Origin of the sequence: Trueperella bonasi (assembly GCF_030811535.1) — a bacterium.
GTDB lineage: Bacteria > Actinomycetota > Actinomycetes > Actinomycetales > Actinomycetaceae > Trueperella > Trueperella bonasi.
On the sequence record NZ_JAUSQX010000001.1, the window covers coordinates 1,531,000 to 1,545,971 of the forward strand.

A 14,972-nucleotide genomic window follows, 5' to 3' on the forward strand; every position below is an offset into this window, starting at 1 on the left:
CACGGCTGTTGCTTGAGCATGCTCTCGCCAAGGCAGGTGGGTGATCCAGATACCGATTGGGATCAGATGCGTCAGCGGTTTGACGACGCCCAAAAAGCTGGGTTGTGCCACTAAAATCTCCCGCCCGTTGCCGGCCACCCGGATAATGGCACGGTGTACTCAGATAAAGGGCCGTGGCTGGCTTAGACTGAAGAACGATTGGTGAGCGCTGCAAAGAAGGGGCTTTCGGGTGGCGAGATTAAATCTTAGGGCGGTAGAGGAGCGGGTTGCGCCGCTGGGCGGCCGCGATCATTACGACCGCGAATTTATTTTCGAGCTGCTGCTTGCCTATGGGCGCTCAAAGAGTTCAGTGACCCGCTTGCGCAATGGCAGCCTCAACCTGGCTGCTGATAAGTCTCGAGACATCCTGCAAAAGGGCATCGTCTGTTTCCGTGAAACGGATGGTGATCCGCTGAGCGAGCTGGAGTCGATTAAGAACGCCCCGGAGACTGTGCGATTCCGCCCCCGGTTCATCATCGTTACTAACTATGAAGAGTTACTGGCGATCGACACGAAAACCCGCGAGAACCTGATTATTTCGATCGCGCAGATCGATCAGTATTTCACGTTCTTTTTGCCGTGGGCTGGGATGGAGAAGGCGCAGTACACGGCGGAGGCGCATGCTGATGCGCGGGCAGCTGAGCGCATGGGCGAGCTTTATGACGAGCTGCTCAACGTTAATCCGGGCCTGCTTGAGACGGATTCGGGCCGCCACGGGCTGAACCTGTTCTTTACACGTTTGTTGTTCTGTTTCTTTGCTGAGGATACGGAGATTTTCCCGCCGGGGCTGTTTACAGAAACGATCGGGTCGCTATCGCGTGAAGATGGTTCGGATACGGCCGAACTGATCCGTGAAATTTTCCGTGCGTTGGATTCTAACGACGACGCGGATAAGCCGGCTCACTTGCGCCGCTTCCCGTATGTGAATGGTCGGCTTTTTTCGGTGGGGGACGACGACGTCGTGCCCCAGTTTTCGCCTAGGTCGCGCAAGCTGCTTACGGATTTGGGAAAGTTGCAGTGGCAGGAGATTAACCCGGATATTTTTGGTTCGATGTTCCAAGCGATAGCGAAGGATGAACGCCGTTCGGAGCTTGGGCAGCATTACACATCCGTGCCGAATATTTTGAAGACGATTGAGCCGCTGTTTTTGGACGAGCTTCGCGACGAGTTCGATCGTTCAGCAGATAGCGTGAAGAAGCTCAAGGCGCTGTTGGAGCGGATTAGTGCGATCCGAATTTTCGATCCGGCGTGTGGCAGCGGGAATTTCTTGGTGATCGCTTATAAGGAGTTGCGCAGGCTGGAGCATGCGATCTTGGAACAGATCGATTCACTCGAGAACCGGCTAAGTAAAGAGCATGAGACTCTGACCATCGTCGCCGACTCGAGAATCAGCATTGAGAATTTCTATGGCATCGAAATCGACGACTTCGCCGTAGAGGTAGCGATCCTGTCTCTATGGATCGCCAAGCATCAGATGAACGTGGAATTTCGGGAGAAGTTCGGGGTGTCGATTCCGCTGATCCCGCTGCGCGAATCGGGCAATGTGGTGGTGGGCAATGCGGCCCGCATTGACTGGAACGAGGTCTGCCCGAACGACGGCGAGGCGGAGATCTACCTGATTGGTAATCCGCCGTATGGTGGCTCAAAGCTCCAAAATGCGCAGCAAAAGGCGGACTACGGATACGTGTTTGGTGATCGAAAATACTCGAAGGATCTCGATTACGTAGCGCTATGGTTCGTGAAAGGTGCAGAGTACATCGTAGACAGCCGCGCCGAGCTGGCGTTCGTTTCTACTAACTCGGTTTCGCAAGGCCAACACGTGGCGATGCTTTTCCCGATGCTCTTCGATTTAGGCATGGAAATCGGCTACGCCTACACCTCGTTCAAATGGGAGAACAACGCGAAGGGGAACGCCGGCGTGACGGTCGTTGTTATCAGCTTGCGCAACCCGAGTGAGAAGCAAAAGTACCTGTTTACCGAGGACGTGGCGATACCGGCTACCAACATCAATGGGTATCTGGCGGACGGGCCAAACATTTTCGTCAATTCTCGAAGACATGCAATCGGTACGATACCGAAAATGCAGTTCGGAAGCATGCCGATCGATTCAGGTGCGCTCACTCCAACTGAAGCAGAAGCAAGAGAACTCTTGGATAACAGGGCAGCGAAGCCCTTTTTGAAACGTTTTATGGGCGCCAGCGAATTCATCAATGAGAAATTACGCTATGCAATCTGGATTGAGGATTCTGATCTTGACGAGGCGATGCGGGTAGATGCGCTCAGTAATAGGATCGAGCGCGTGCGTAAATTCCGGGAAGACTCTAAAAGGAGTGCGACCCAAGAACTTGCTCAAACTCCTTGGAAATTCGGGCACATCAGTTACAAGCCGACGGATGCGATTATCGTTCCGTCTGTTTCGTCCGAGAGGCGCGAATATATTCCCATCGGGTTCGTTGGTCCTGACACGGTAATTTCTAACCTCGCTTTCGCAGTTTACGATGCCGAGCCGTGGCTGTTCGCCATTCTGACCTCGCGGATGCACATGGCGTGGACGCGGGCTGTCGGCGGAAAGATGAAAACCGATTACAGATATTCCAACACGCTCGTTTACAACAATTTTCCGATGCCGGATTTAACCGCCGCAGATAAGGCTCGGCTCGATGAGGTCGCATTTCGCGTGCTCGACGTGCGGGAATACCACAGCGAAAAAACACTTGCCGAACTCTACGATCCGGACCACATGCCAGACAACCTGCGCGAAGCGCACGCACGCGTGGACGAACTGGTGGATTTGCTCTATCGCAAGGCGGCATTTGAGACCGACGAGGAGCGCCTTTCACTGCTCTTCGAGATGTACAAGAAACTGACGGCAGAAGAAGGGCTAAAGAAATGACGAAAGTGATGAACGTCGTCGATGTTACATACGAGCAGACCGGCAAGTCAGTCAACACCAACGAACTTGGCATGCGCGAAATGCAGGCGCGAGTCTGGGAAAAGCGCGATGCCGAACGGCTGCTCATCAAGGCGCCGCCGGCGTCGGGAAAATCCCGTGCCCTCATGTTCGTTGGGCTCGACAAGCTCTACAACCAGGGCCGGAAGAAAGTCATCGTCGCGGTACCGGAACGCTCGATCGGTGCGTCCTTTGCCTCCACGGATCTCACCAGCTACGGCTTCTTCGCCGACTGGGAGATTAAACCGCAGAACAACCTGTGCCTGCCCGGATCAGACACCGGCAAAGTCGACGCCTTCCTCCGCTTCTTGGAGAGTAAGGACACGACCCTTGTATGCACACACGCCACGTTGCGTTTCGCATTCGAACGGCTCGTGCCCGAAGACTTCGACGGCACCGTGCTCGCAATCGACGAATTCCACCACGTCTCAGCCGACGTGGAATCCAGCCGCCTCGGCGCGCTCCTGCGAGAGATCATGGCGGGCTCCGACGCCCACATCATCGCCATGACCGGATCATACTTCCGCGGCGATTCCGTGCCTGTGCTCCTGCCCGAAGACGAAGCCAAATTTACGCCCGTCACCTTCAACTACTACGACCAGCTCAACGGATACCAGCATCTGAAGAGCCTAGGAATCGGACACCACTTCTACCAAGGCCGCTACACGGAAGCCGTACACGAAGTGCTCGACCTCGACAAGAAAACGCTCATCCACATCCCCTCCGTTAACTCGGGCGAATCCACGAAAGACAAGATCGAAGAGGTAGGGCTCATCCTCGACCACATTGGCGAGGTTGTGGGGGTAGAGGAAGACACCGGCGTGCTACTCGTCAAGCGCCGAGACAACGGCCAGATTCTGCGCGTAGCCGACCTTGTGGATGACACCGACCAGAAAAAGCGCGCCCACACCCTGCACTACCTGACCTCAGTGGCCGCTCAAGAACGCGATGGCATCGACGTGATCATCGCCCTTGGCATGGCAAAAGAAGGCTTCGACTGGCCCTTCGCAGAACACGCGCTCACCATCGGCTACCGGGCCTCGCTCACCGAGATCATCCAGATCATCGGCCGTGTGACCCGGGATAGCGAAGGCAAAGACCACGCCCAATTCACCAACCTCATCTCCGAACCTGATGCCACCCGCGATGACGTGACCGTGGCGGTCAACAACATGCTCAAGGCCATCACCGCCTCGCTGCTCATGGAACAGGTGCTCGCGCCGAACTTCACGTTCAAAGCCAAGCAGGAAACAGATGACCTTCCCGAAGAAGGAACACTGAAAATTCACGGGTTTAAAGAGCCGAGCTCGCCGCGAGTGAAACAGATCGTGGAAACAGATTTGAACGACCTGAAAGCCAAGATTTTGCAAGACAACACCTTTGCTCGTGCGGTTGCAGGTGCCGTAGATCCCGAGACCACCAACAAAGTTCTCATCCCGAAAATTATTCGCGAAACCTACCCCGATCTGGACGACGAACAGGTTGAGGAGGTGCGCCAGCAGGTCGTCGTCGACTCGGTGATCAAAAACGGAGAAGTTCGCGAGGTGGGCGACCAAAGATTTGTGAAAATGGCCGACAAGTTCGTCAATATTGACGATATCAACATCAACCTCATCGACTCCGTTAATCCATTCCAACGCGCATTCGAAGTCATGTCCAAATCGGTCACGCCGAAAGTACTGCGCGTTATCTCCGACTCGATCGCAACCACGCGCCTCGATATTTCTTTGGAAGAGGCACTCGCACTATTCCCCAAGATAGAAGCGTGGGTCAAAGTCAACGGCCACAGGCCTGATCGCCGATCCGAAGATGCAACCGAGAAATACTATGCCGAAGCACTGCTCATCCTGCAACGCGCGCGCCAAGAACAAAAGAAGCGTGAGAAAGCGGGGGAGATCACCTGATGTCCGAGATCGAAAAGAGCCTCGATGCGCAACTTGCCCAGCTGGCAGAACACGACACGCACGGACTGCTCGACATGCCAGAAAAGCCGAAACGGCCCACCAACAGTGACAGGCTCGAACGCTCATTCCTGGAGATCGTTGAGTTCTATGAACGTGAAGGCCGCGAACCGAGCTCAACCACCCGTGATATCGCCGAACGCAAGCTCGGAGCACGGCTCGATGGAATTCGCGCGAACGTGGACAAGCTCGGTGCGCTCCGGCACCTAGACGCGGCCGGGCTACTGCGAGAACCCGAGGCTCCGGCGTCGTTGGAAGAAATCTTTGAAAGCGATAGTGCTGGCCTCCTCGACGATGACACCGGGCTACTCGACACCTCGGCGCTACCCGAGCCGTCGAAGACCTTCGAGGTTGAAGAGCGCGCGCAACGTACGCGCGCTGAGGACTTCGCCCAATTTGAAGCCGCCTTCAAGCAAAAGCACGCCGAGCTCCAAGCGGGCGCCGTGAAACTCCAGCCGTACACGGGTATCCACCAGATCCAAGCAGGCCGCTTCTTTGTTCTCCAAGGAATGATGGTTTTTATTGCCGACGTTGGTGAAACCGAATTTTCGATCACGGCAGGCAAGGCACGCCGCAGGCAGCGGCTCCGGGCGATCTTCGAAAATGGTACCGAATCGAATCTCTACCGGCAGTCACTTGCAACGCGCCTGATGGAAAAAGAGGGGAGCGTCGTCGTTGATCCGCACATGGACCTTCAGCGAATCACAGACGAAGACGACCATGGCGGCTACGTCTACGTGCTTCGATCACTCAGCACCGACCCCGAAGTTGCCTCGATACCCGACCTCTACAAAATCGGGTTTACGCATACGTCGGTGAAAGAGCGGATTCGGCACGCGGCAAGCGATCCGACCTACCTCATGGCGGGCGTCGAAGTGGTGGCAACGTACCGCGTGTATAACGTGCGGGCCTCGGCCATTGAGCACCTGCTCCACCGGGTATTTGCGGACGTGCGGCTGGATATTTCGCAGATTGCTGCCGGTGGTGCAACCTATGATCCTTCGGAGTGGTTCGTGGTGCCACTTGACGCGATTGACGAAGCGGTGAGCATGATCGAATCGGGCGATATCGTCGACTACGTTTACGACCGCGCGGCTGGTGCCCTCATCGAGCGCTGAGGCGCAACCCCACCCGCCTGCCAAACACTGAGGGGAACTCCCACCCGCCGAGCGCCAGCCCAGCGCTCCAGCGACACTTAGATTGTTCTCGCGAGAGTTTACTTGCTAATAAATGTGTCCCGGGAGTGTTTAGGTGTCGCGGGAAGGTGTAGAAGCAGAAGATCAGGGCGGAGAAGGTCATTCGTGCTGTCCGCACTGCTCATGACGCGAGCGCATCACCCAATGCATGTTTTGTGGCAATCCCAGTGCATGATTTGTGGCGAGCTCAATGCATGTTTTACGGCGGTTCCAATGCATATTTTGTGGAAGGATGGGGCGTTCCGCGAGCCGGGCAGGTTTCCCTCCCTGTGCCGTTTGGTGCTCCGAGCGGCACAGCAAGGGGATGCTACAGCAGCGGCGCCAGCGGTTTAAGAATTTTCTCGGTGATCCGGGCAAGCCGCCCACGCTCGGCCCACACCTCGGGCAGGAGCTCCTGCGAGTTCGTAAGGTCAAGCTCGAAAATCTCTTCCATCACCTTCGCAAAATCCGCATCGAAGATCTCGAGGTTGATCTCAAAATTTCCGGCCATTGAAAGCCGATCAATGTTCGTGGTGCCAACTGTTGACCAGATGCCATCCACGGTCATGGTCTTGGCGTGGATCATCGCCTCCTCGTAGAGGAAGATCCGAACGCCGGCGTCAAGAAGCTCATCATAGTGCGGGCGCCCCACCCAATCGGCCACGATGTGATTGGAATACTGAGGAACAAGCACGCGCACGTCAACCCCGCGCCGAGCGGCCTGCTTCAGTGCATGCATCATCGCGAAATCGGGAATGAAGTACCCCATGGAAATCCACACTCGGCGATGGGCCCGGTCAATGGCGCCTAAATACATCGCCCGTACGGGATAAGACTTAAAGGCTGGAATATTTTGCACCGCGGAAATCCGGGAGGACCACCGCTTTTGCCCGCGGTCAGGCAATTTCGGATGGTGCGATTTGCGATAGACCATCCACATGTCGGTAAACGCGTTCTCAAGCTCCCAGGTAGCCGGCCCAACAATACGTACGTGGGTATCGCGCCATTTTTGGGCGTAAAGCTCGCCGATGTTGTATCCGCCAACGAACCCGATCTGCCCGTCAACCACCAAGATCTTCCGGTGGTCAAGCCCGCGATCTTTGCCCTGCCCGGTAAAAATCCCCGTGCGAATCAGCGGGAAACGGATCACGTGCAGGTTTGGCAAATCAGGAAAATATCTGAAGCGTGGGTCTTGATTGAGGTTTCCGAAGGTGTCGATGATGATGTAAACATCAACGCCACGTTGAGCGGCGTCAATGAGGGCGTTGCGAAAACGATGCCCAACGGCGTCGGCCTTCATAATGTAAATCTCAAAAAAGATCGTATTCTGTGCGCTCTCGATCGCGTCCAGCATGTCCTCATAAAGATCTTCGCCGTAGGTGTACACCGTCAAATCGGAATCGGCCACGTGAACCGTGCGTGGGCGCATTGAAGGGAATTCGTCGGTGGGCGGGTTACGGCGTTTGCGGTGTTCATCAACGGCGACGACGGCGAACGCGGCAGCCACCTGAGCGGCAAGAAAACCGCCGAGAGTGTACTTGACAGCCCGCTTGGCAGTTTTGCGATTCGGCCGTGATATGAGCGACATGTGCACATACTACCGAACGCGTTAGAATTTGGTCATGTCAACATTTTCCAAGGATGAGGTCGCCAGATTGGCGGACCTTGCGCGCATTGCTTTAACAGATGAGGAAATCGAACAGTTCGCTGGTGAACTAACGTCGATTTCGAATGCCATGGAGGCGGTGAAGCATGTGGCGGCCTCCGATATTCCGCCCACGTCCCATCCGATACCGTTGCACAACGTGTGGCGTGAGGACGTCGTCACGGACGAGAAGCTGGACATGGATGAAGTGTTCGCTTCGGCGCCCGCACACGAGGACGGCAAGTTTGCCGTGCCGCAGATTTTGGGGGAGGACGCATGAGTATCTTGACGCTTTCTGCAATCGAGCTGGCCAAGAAGCTGCGCGAGGGTGAGATCACGTCCGAGGCGTTGACGAAGGCGACGCTGGATCGGATCCACGCCGAAAACGAGCGGCTGAACGCGTTTCTTTTTATCGACGACGACGGCGCGCTTGACGTGGCGCGCGCGGTTGACGCGGATCGGGCTGCCGGCAAGGAGCTTCCTCCATTCGCGGGTGTGCCAATCGCGTTGAAAGACAATATTTGTGAGCGTGGAACTCCGGTCACGTGCGGTTCGAAGATGCTCGAGGGATGGATCGCTCCCTATGATGCGACGGTTGTGAAGAACATTATGGCGGCTCGCCTGCCCATTGTTGGCCACACGAATATGGACGAGTTCGCGATGGGATCATCGACGGAGAATTCGGCCTTTGGCCCGACGGTTAATCCGTGGGGCGAGAATCTCGCGCCGGGCGGCTCCGGTGGTGGCTCGGCTGCTGCCGTTGCTGCCTATCTGGTGCCGTGGGCGCTGGGCTCGGACACGGGCGGGTCGATCCGCCAGCCGGGAGCGCTGACGGGAACGGTGGGTGCTAAGCCTACCTATGGCAACATTTCGCGATACGGCGTGGTGGCAATGGCGTCCTCGCTCGACCAGGTCGGCCCTGTGGCGCGCACGGTTGCGGACGCGGCTGCGCTTCAAGAAATCCTGTCGAGCCATGATCCGCTCGATTCCACGTCACTTCCTGAGCCGGCTACCGGCCTGTTGGACGCAACTGGCGAAGGCTCGCAAACCGAAGACTTGAGCGGCCTGCGCATCGGCGTCGTCAAGGAACTGAGCGGCGAGGGAATCGAACCCGGCGTTGAAGCTGTATTTGAACAGGCCGTGGAGAGCCTGAAGGAACGTGGCGCGCAGATCGTGGAAGTGTCGCTGCCATCGTTTGAGATGGCGATTGCCGCCTACTATCTGATCATGCCGGCGGAAGTTTCCTCGAATATGGCGCGCTTTGACGGAGTGCGCTACGGGAACCGGGTGGAGCCAACGGAGGGGCCGGTGACGGCCGAAACGATGATGCGTGAAACGCGCGGAAAGATGCTGGGCGCGGAGGTTAAGCGCCGGATTATTCTGGGCACGTACGCGTTGGACGCGGGCCGTTATGACGAGTTCTACGGCTCGGCGCTCAAGGTGCGCACGCTTGTTCAGCGCGAACTAGCGGACGCGTTTGCGCAGGTGGACGCGCTAGTTACGCCAACGGCGCCCGGCGTGGCCTTCGAGCTTGGCGCGAAGAGTGAAGATTTGATGGCCATGTATATGAACGATATGACGACGACCCCGGCCAACCTTGCGGGTGTGCCTGCGATGTCGGTGCCGGCAGGTTTGGCCGATGGTTTGCCGGTGGGCGTGCAGGTGGTAGCGCCAGCGCACGAAGACGCCCGCATGTATAAGGTGGCCGCCATGATCGAGGCGAGTGCAGACCCGTCGGCGCGCACGTGTCCAATTGACGTTAGGGAGGACGCATAATGGATCAGCTGTTGGAATATGAGGACGTGGTGAAGTCTTACGATCCGGTGCTCGGCCTCGAAGTACACGTGGAGCTGTCCACGAAAACTAAGATGTTCGACGCCGCTCCCAACGAGTTTGCCGGCGAGCCGAACGAATATACGACGCCGGTATCCCTCGGCCTTCCCGGCGCGTTGCCGGTGGTGAACAAGGCGGCGATCGAGTATGCGATCCGGCTTGGGTTGGCGCTGAATTGCGAGATCGCGGAATCGTGCCGGTTTGCGCGTAAGAATTACTTTTACCCGGATTTGTCGAAGAATTTCCAAACTTCGCAGTCCGATGAGCCGATTGCTTTTGACGGCTATTTGGATGTTGAACTGCGCGACGGCGAGATTTTCCGTGTGGAGATCGAGCGGGCACACGTGGAGGAAGACGCGGGTAAGAACACCCATATCGGTGGCGAGGGCCGCCTGCAGGGTGCCGCGTATTCGCTGGTGGATTACAACCGTGCGGGCGTGCCGCTGGTTGAGATCGTGACCCGCCCGATTGAAGGTGCCGGGGAGCGCGCGCCCGAGGTGGCTGCCGAGTATGTTCGCACGATTCGCGATATCGTGCGGGCGATCGGGGTTTCCGAGGGGCGGATGGAGCGCGGTAACGTGCGTGCGGACGTGAATGTTTCGTTGCGTGCGACGCCGGAATCCCCGCTTGGCACTCGTACCGAAACGAAGAACGTGAATTCGTTCCGTGCGATTGAGCGTGCGGTGGAGTATGAGATGCGCCGGCAGGCCGCGGTGTTAGATGCGGGGGACGCGGTTGTACAGGAGACGCGCCATTGGCAGGAAGCTGATGCGACGACGTCGTCGGGGCGGCCGAAATCGGACGCGGATGACTACCGCTATTTCCCCGAACCGGATCTTGTGCCGATTGTGGCATCGCGAAAATGGGTGGAGGAGATTCGGGGATCTTTGCCCGAGCTACCCGCGCAAAAGCGCCGCCGGTTGAAGGGCGAATGGGGCGTGTCTGACATGGAGATGCGCGACATCGTCAATGCCGATGCACTCGAGCTGATTTCGGACTCGGTGGACGCCGGTGCAACGCCGGGTGGGGCCCGGAAGTGGTGGATGGGCGAGCTTGCCCGCCATGCTAAGGACAATGATCTTGAACTGGTTGACGTTCCGGTGACGCCTGCGAATATTGCTGAGCTCGATGAGCTGGTGGAGAGCGGGAAGCTGACCGATAAGTTGGCTCGCCAGGCGCTTGACGGCGTACTGGCGGGTGAGGGCAGCCCGAGCGAGGTAGTGAAGGCTCGCGGTTTGGAAGTGGTCTCGGATGAGGGCGCGCTGAATGCGGCTGTCGATGAGGCGCTTGCTGCTAACCCGGATGTGCTTGAAAAGATTCGTGGGGGCAAGGTTCAGGCTGCTGGCGCGATCGTCGGGGCGGTCATGAAGGCAACTCGCGGCCAGGCGGATGCTGCTCGCGTTCGCGAACTCGTGATGGAGCGCGCCAACGAATCCTAGTGATGTTGTAGGAACCTACTGGTGCAGGCGGGGGCCGGGATACATTGGGGAGCGCGTAAATCTGCTGAATCTGAGCGTTTGCATCGATGCTCGAGCCAAAAAACAGCTTTTTTCAAGCACAAATACGCGCTTCCTCGAGTAGTCGAGTGCACGCCGGTGCTTCTGGTGGCGCGAAGCATGCTGCCACGTGGTACGCCATGCCGTGATGCGAATTAAATCCACGAAGCGAACTCACTCAACACCTCGGCTGGTGACTTTGGCATGATGTAGGTAGCAAGCTATCCAAGGAGGAATAGTACGTCTATGGCACACCCAAGTTATGCCGTCACCCTGAGAATCCGCGCGCCCTTTGATGCTCAGGCCGTGCCCAAAGCAACCAGAGTGATCTCCGATAACGGAGGAATGATTACCGGGCTCGACATGGTCGGGACCGAGGACGAAAAGTTAACTTTCGACGTCACGTGTTTGACCCTTGACCTCGGGCACGCAAAGATGTTGCGCTCGCATCTTCAGACCGATCCGAATGTCACCGTGCTTGGAATTCACGATTCCACGGTGCAGGCGCATCTTGGCGGAAAGATTGAAGTCACGCTCAAGCGCCCGCTGAAGACCCGCCAGGATCTTTCGCGGATTTACACTCCGGGAGTTGCCGCCATTTGTGAGCGGATTGTTGAAGATCCGGCTGAAGCGCGGAGGTTGACGATCAAACGAAACACCGTGGCAGTAGTTTCGGACGGGACGGCGGTGCTCGGTCTTGGTGATATCGGCCCGAAAGCCGCAATGCCGGTGATGGAGGGTAAGGCCGCGCTGTTCAAGAACTTTGCGAACGTTGATGCCTTTCCGATTTGTTTGGACACGAAAGACACCGACGAAATCGTGTCGATCGTTAAGGCCATTGCGCCCGGCTTTGCCGGCGTTAATTTGGAAGACATTTCGGCGCCGCGCTGTTTTGCGATTGAACGCAGGTTGAAGGAAGAGCTCGATATTCCGGTGTTCCACGATGATCAGCACGGCACGGCCGTCGTCGTTCTGGCCGCGCTGATCAACGCGCTGAAGTTCGTCGGAAAGCGGATCGAAGACGCGAAGATCGTCGTATCGGGCGTGGGCGCTGCGGGTAATGCAATCATTCGCTTGCTCATCGGGCAGGGAGCGCACGACATCATCGGTGCCGGGCGTGCAGGAACGCTTGGTGTTTTCCGGGAGGAACCGGATCCGGACCGCAATTGGCTGGCACAGAACACCAATCCGCGAAAGATTGAAGGTTCGCTCAAGGACGCTTTGGTGGGCGCCGACGTCTTTATTGGCGTTTCTGCCGGCAATATTCTGACGGGAGATGACATCGCGACTATGGCCGACGATGCGATCGTGTTTGCGCTCGCAAACCCGACGCCCGAAGTTGATCCGCTAGCGGCTGGCGAACACGCGGCCGTTGTGGCAACTGGCCGATCGGATTACCCAAACCAGATCAACAACGTTCTTGCATTCCCGGGGCTCTTCCGCGGAATGCTGGATGTGCAAGCTGAACGGGTGAGCGACGACATGCTCGTCGTTGCCGCGAATGCGATAGCAGGCGAGGTGGAAGATGCGGAGCTGAACGCCTCCTACATCATTCCGGGCGTATTCCACCCGGGCTTAGCAGAGGCGGTTGCCTCGGCAATCCGGGAAGAATTCGCCACGGGTCAGAAGCGATAGAGCTTAATCGCCAAAATGCCACTCGAACGCGCTGTGCCTTCCGGCACAGCGCGTTCTTCCTTGTAAACAGGCGGTAAACGAGGTGTGTGAGTAGAGACACCGCGAACTGGTTTGACCAGCTCGACGCCTCGGCCGTAAAGTTCTTAATCGTTGCTCCGGCAGAGTGAAACTCGATAGGAGCACAGCGAATCACCAGCAGTGTGAACCGCATCGCAAGAAGTTGACTTCGAGCAGGGCGGTTGACTAAGTTGGAGAGGTTGCTCCGGCGGGGCGTGCAGGTAATACTGCAGGTCAAGCTCGTGGGTGTGTTGTTTGATGTCTCAATAGTGTGTCAGCTTTTTATGTTGTATTTTTTTCTGGTTGGCTGGGTTTTTCTGGTTGGCCAGTGTTGTGTCATGGCTGGTGTCTTGCTTTTTTTGGTGGGGTGTTGGTTGTGATGTTTTTTGCCAGTTTGTTTTGGTATTTTTTGTGAGTCTGTTTTCGGGCTTTCTGTATGGAATTGGTTGCCCTTTTTTGGGTTTCTGGTTTTTTTGTGGAGAGTTTGATCCTGGCTCAGGACGAACGCTGGCGGCGTGCTTAACACATGCAAGTCGAACGATGAAGCTCTTACTTTTGTTTGGGTGGATTAGTGGCGAACGGGTGAGTAATACGTGAGTAACCTGCCCTCTTCTTTGGGATAAGCTTGGGAAACTGGGTCTAATACTGAATATTCTGCTCTTGCCGCATGGTGGGGGTTGGAAAGGGTTTTTCTGGTGGGGGATGGGCTCACGGCCTATCAGCTTGTTGGTGGGGTGATGGCCTACCAAGGCTTTGACGGGTAGCCGGCCTGAGAGGGTGACCGGCCACATTGGGACTGAGATACGGCCCAGACTCCTACGGGAGGCAGCAGTGGGGAATATTGCACAATGGACGGAAGTCTGATGCAGCGACGCCGCGTGGGGGATGAAGGCTTTCGGGTTGTAAACTCCTTTCAGTACAGAAGAAGCATTTTTGTGACGGTATGTGCAGAAGAAGCACCGGCTAACTACGTGCCAGCAGCCGCGGTAATACGTAGGGTGCGAGCGTTGTCCGGAATTATTGGGCGTAAAGGGCTCGTAGGCGGTTTGTTGCGCCTGCTGTGAAAACCTGGGGCTTAACTTTGGGATTGCAGTGGGTACGGGCAGACTTGAGTGTGGTAGGGGTAATTGGAATTCCTGGTGTAGCGGTGGAATGCGCAGATATCAGGGGGAACACCGATGGCGAAGGCAGGTTACTGGGCCACCACTGACGCTGAGGAGCGAAAGCGTGGGTAGCGAACAGGATTAGATACCCTGGTAGTCCATGCTGTAAACGTTGGGCACTAGGTGTGGGGCCTTTCCATGGGTTCTGCGCCGTAGCTAACGCATTAAGTGCCCCGCCTGGGGAGTACGGCCGCAAGGCTAAAACTCAAAGGAATTGACGGGGGCCCGCACAAGCGGCGGAGCATGCGGATTAATTCGATGCAACGCGAAGAACCTTACCAAGGCTTGACATACACTGCGATGTGTCAGAGATGGCGCAGCCTTCGGGGTGGTGTACAGGTGGTGCATGGTTGTCGTCAGCTCGTGTCGTGAGATGTTGGGTTAAGTCCCGCAACGAGCGCAACCCTTGTCTTGTGTTGCCAGCATTTGGTTGGGGACTCACAAGAGACTGCCGGGGTTAACTCGGAGGAAGGTGGGGATGACGTCAAATCATCATGCCCCTTATGTCTTGGGCTTCACGCATGCTACAATGGCAGGTACAGAGTGTTGCGAGCCTGTGAGGGTGAGCTAATCACTTAAAGTCTGTCTCAGTTCGGATTGGGGTCTGCAACTCGACCTCATGAAGTCGGAGTCGCTAGTAATCGCAGATCAGCAACGCTGCGGTGAATACGTTCTCGGGCCTTGTACACACCGCCCGTCACGTCACGAAAGTTGGTAACACCCGAAGCCCGTGGCCTAACCTTTTGGGGGGAGCGGTCGAAGGTGGGATTGGCGATTGGGACGAAGTCGTAACAAGGTAGCCGTACCGGAAGGTGCGGCTGGATCACCTCCTTTCTAGGGAGCCACTGTTTCTTGCGCATGATGCGTTTGTGTGTTGTGTGTGGGGTGTCATCAGGCGTGTTGTCTGGTGGTGAGTGTGGTTTTTAGTGGATGCAATGTGATTGGCTGGCATGCTGTTGGGGTGTGGGGTAACACCTGGTGCTTCTCATGTGCAATGACATGGTTTGTGTTGTTGTGT

8 protein-coding genes and 1 rRNA gene are annotated in these 14,972 nt (G+C 56.7%); 8 read left to right on the forward strand and 1 reads right to left on the reverse strand.

Annotated features, from left to right (window positions below; genetic code table 11):
- The first annotated feature begins 229 nt into the window (after positions 1 to 229).
- From J2S70_RS07060 to J2S70_RS07070, 3 genes are read left to right on the forward strand one after another with little or no spacing between them, the layout of a single operon-like run.
- On the forward strand, positions 230 to 2,932 hold the full coding sequence (locus J2S70_RS07060) for a DNA methyltransferase (protein WP_307683025.1): 2,703 nt from the start codon (positions 230 to 232) through the stop codon (positions 2,930 to 2,932).
- Positions 2,929 to 4,893: a DEAD/DEAH box helicase gene (locus tag J2S70_RS07065; protein ID WP_307683026.1), complete on the forward strand. Its 1,965-nt coding sequence runs from the start codon at positions 2,929 to 2,931 to the stop codon at positions 4,891 to 4,893. The genes J2S70_RS07060 and J2S70_RS07065 overlap by 4 nt, the downstream gene beginning before the upstream one ends.
- On the forward strand, positions 4,893 to 6,068 hold the full coding sequence (locus J2S70_RS07070; protein ID WP_307683027.1) for a GIY-YIG nuclease family protein: 1,176 nt from the start codon (positions 4,893 to 4,895) through the stop codon (positions 6,066 to 6,068). Before J2S70_RS07065 ends, J2S70_RS07070 begins: the two co-directional genes overlap by 1 nt.
- Before the next feature lie 385 nt (positions 6,069 to 6,453).
- Here the strand turns inward: J2S70_RS07070 and J2S70_RS07075 are convergent, their stop codons facing one another.
- Positions 6,454 to 7,713 (reverse strand): phospholipase D-like domain-containing protein, encoded by a 1,260-nt coding sequence (locus J2S70_RS07075; protein WP_307683028.1) that lies wholly within the window; start codon positions 7,711 to 7,713, stop codon positions 6,454 to 6,456.
- A 34-nt stretch (positions 7,714 to 7,747) separates the two neighbouring features.
- On the opposite strand from J2S70_RS07075, the gene gatC reads away from it, so the two are divergent.
- The 5 genes from gatC (at position 7,748) to J2S70_RS07100 (ending at position 14,788) form a co-directional block, all read left to right on the forward strand.
- Entirely contained in the window at positions 7,748 to 8,050 is a 303-nt protein-coding gene (gene gatC / locus J2S70_RS07080; RefSeq protein WP_307683029.1) for an Asp-tRNA(Asn)/Glu-tRNA(Gln) amidotransferase subunit GatC, read from the forward strand.
- Positions 8,047 to 9,546, forward strand: a complete 1,500-nt coding sequence (gene gatA, locus J2S70_RS07085; RefSeq protein WP_307683030.1) for an Asp-tRNA(Asn)/Glu-tRNA(Gln) amidotransferase subunit GatA — start codon at positions 8,047 to 8,049, stop codon at positions 9,544 to 9,546. The genes gatC and gatA overlap by 4 nt, the downstream gene beginning before the upstream one ends.
- Entirely contained in the window at positions 9,546 to 11,042 is a 1,497-nt protein-coding gene (gene gatB, locus J2S70_RS07090) for an Asp-tRNA(Asn)/Glu-tRNA(Gln) amidotransferase subunit GatB (RefSeq protein WP_307683031.1), read from the forward strand. Before gatA ends, gatB begins: the two co-directional genes overlap by 1 nt.
- A 303-nt stretch (positions 11,043 to 11,345) precedes the next feature.
- Positions 11,346 to 12,734 (forward strand): NAD(P)-dependent malic enzyme, encoded by a 1,389-nt coding sequence (locus J2S70_RS07095; RefSeq protein WP_307683032.1) that lies wholly within the window; start codon positions 11,346 to 11,348, stop codon positions 12,732 to 12,734.
- A 529-nt stretch (positions 12,735 to 13,263) separates the two neighbouring features.
- Positions 13,264 to 14,788: ribosomal RNA gene (locus tag J2S70_RS07100) — 16S ribosomal RNA — on the forward strand.
- The last annotated feature ends 184 nt before the right edge of the window (positions 14,789 to 14,972 follow it).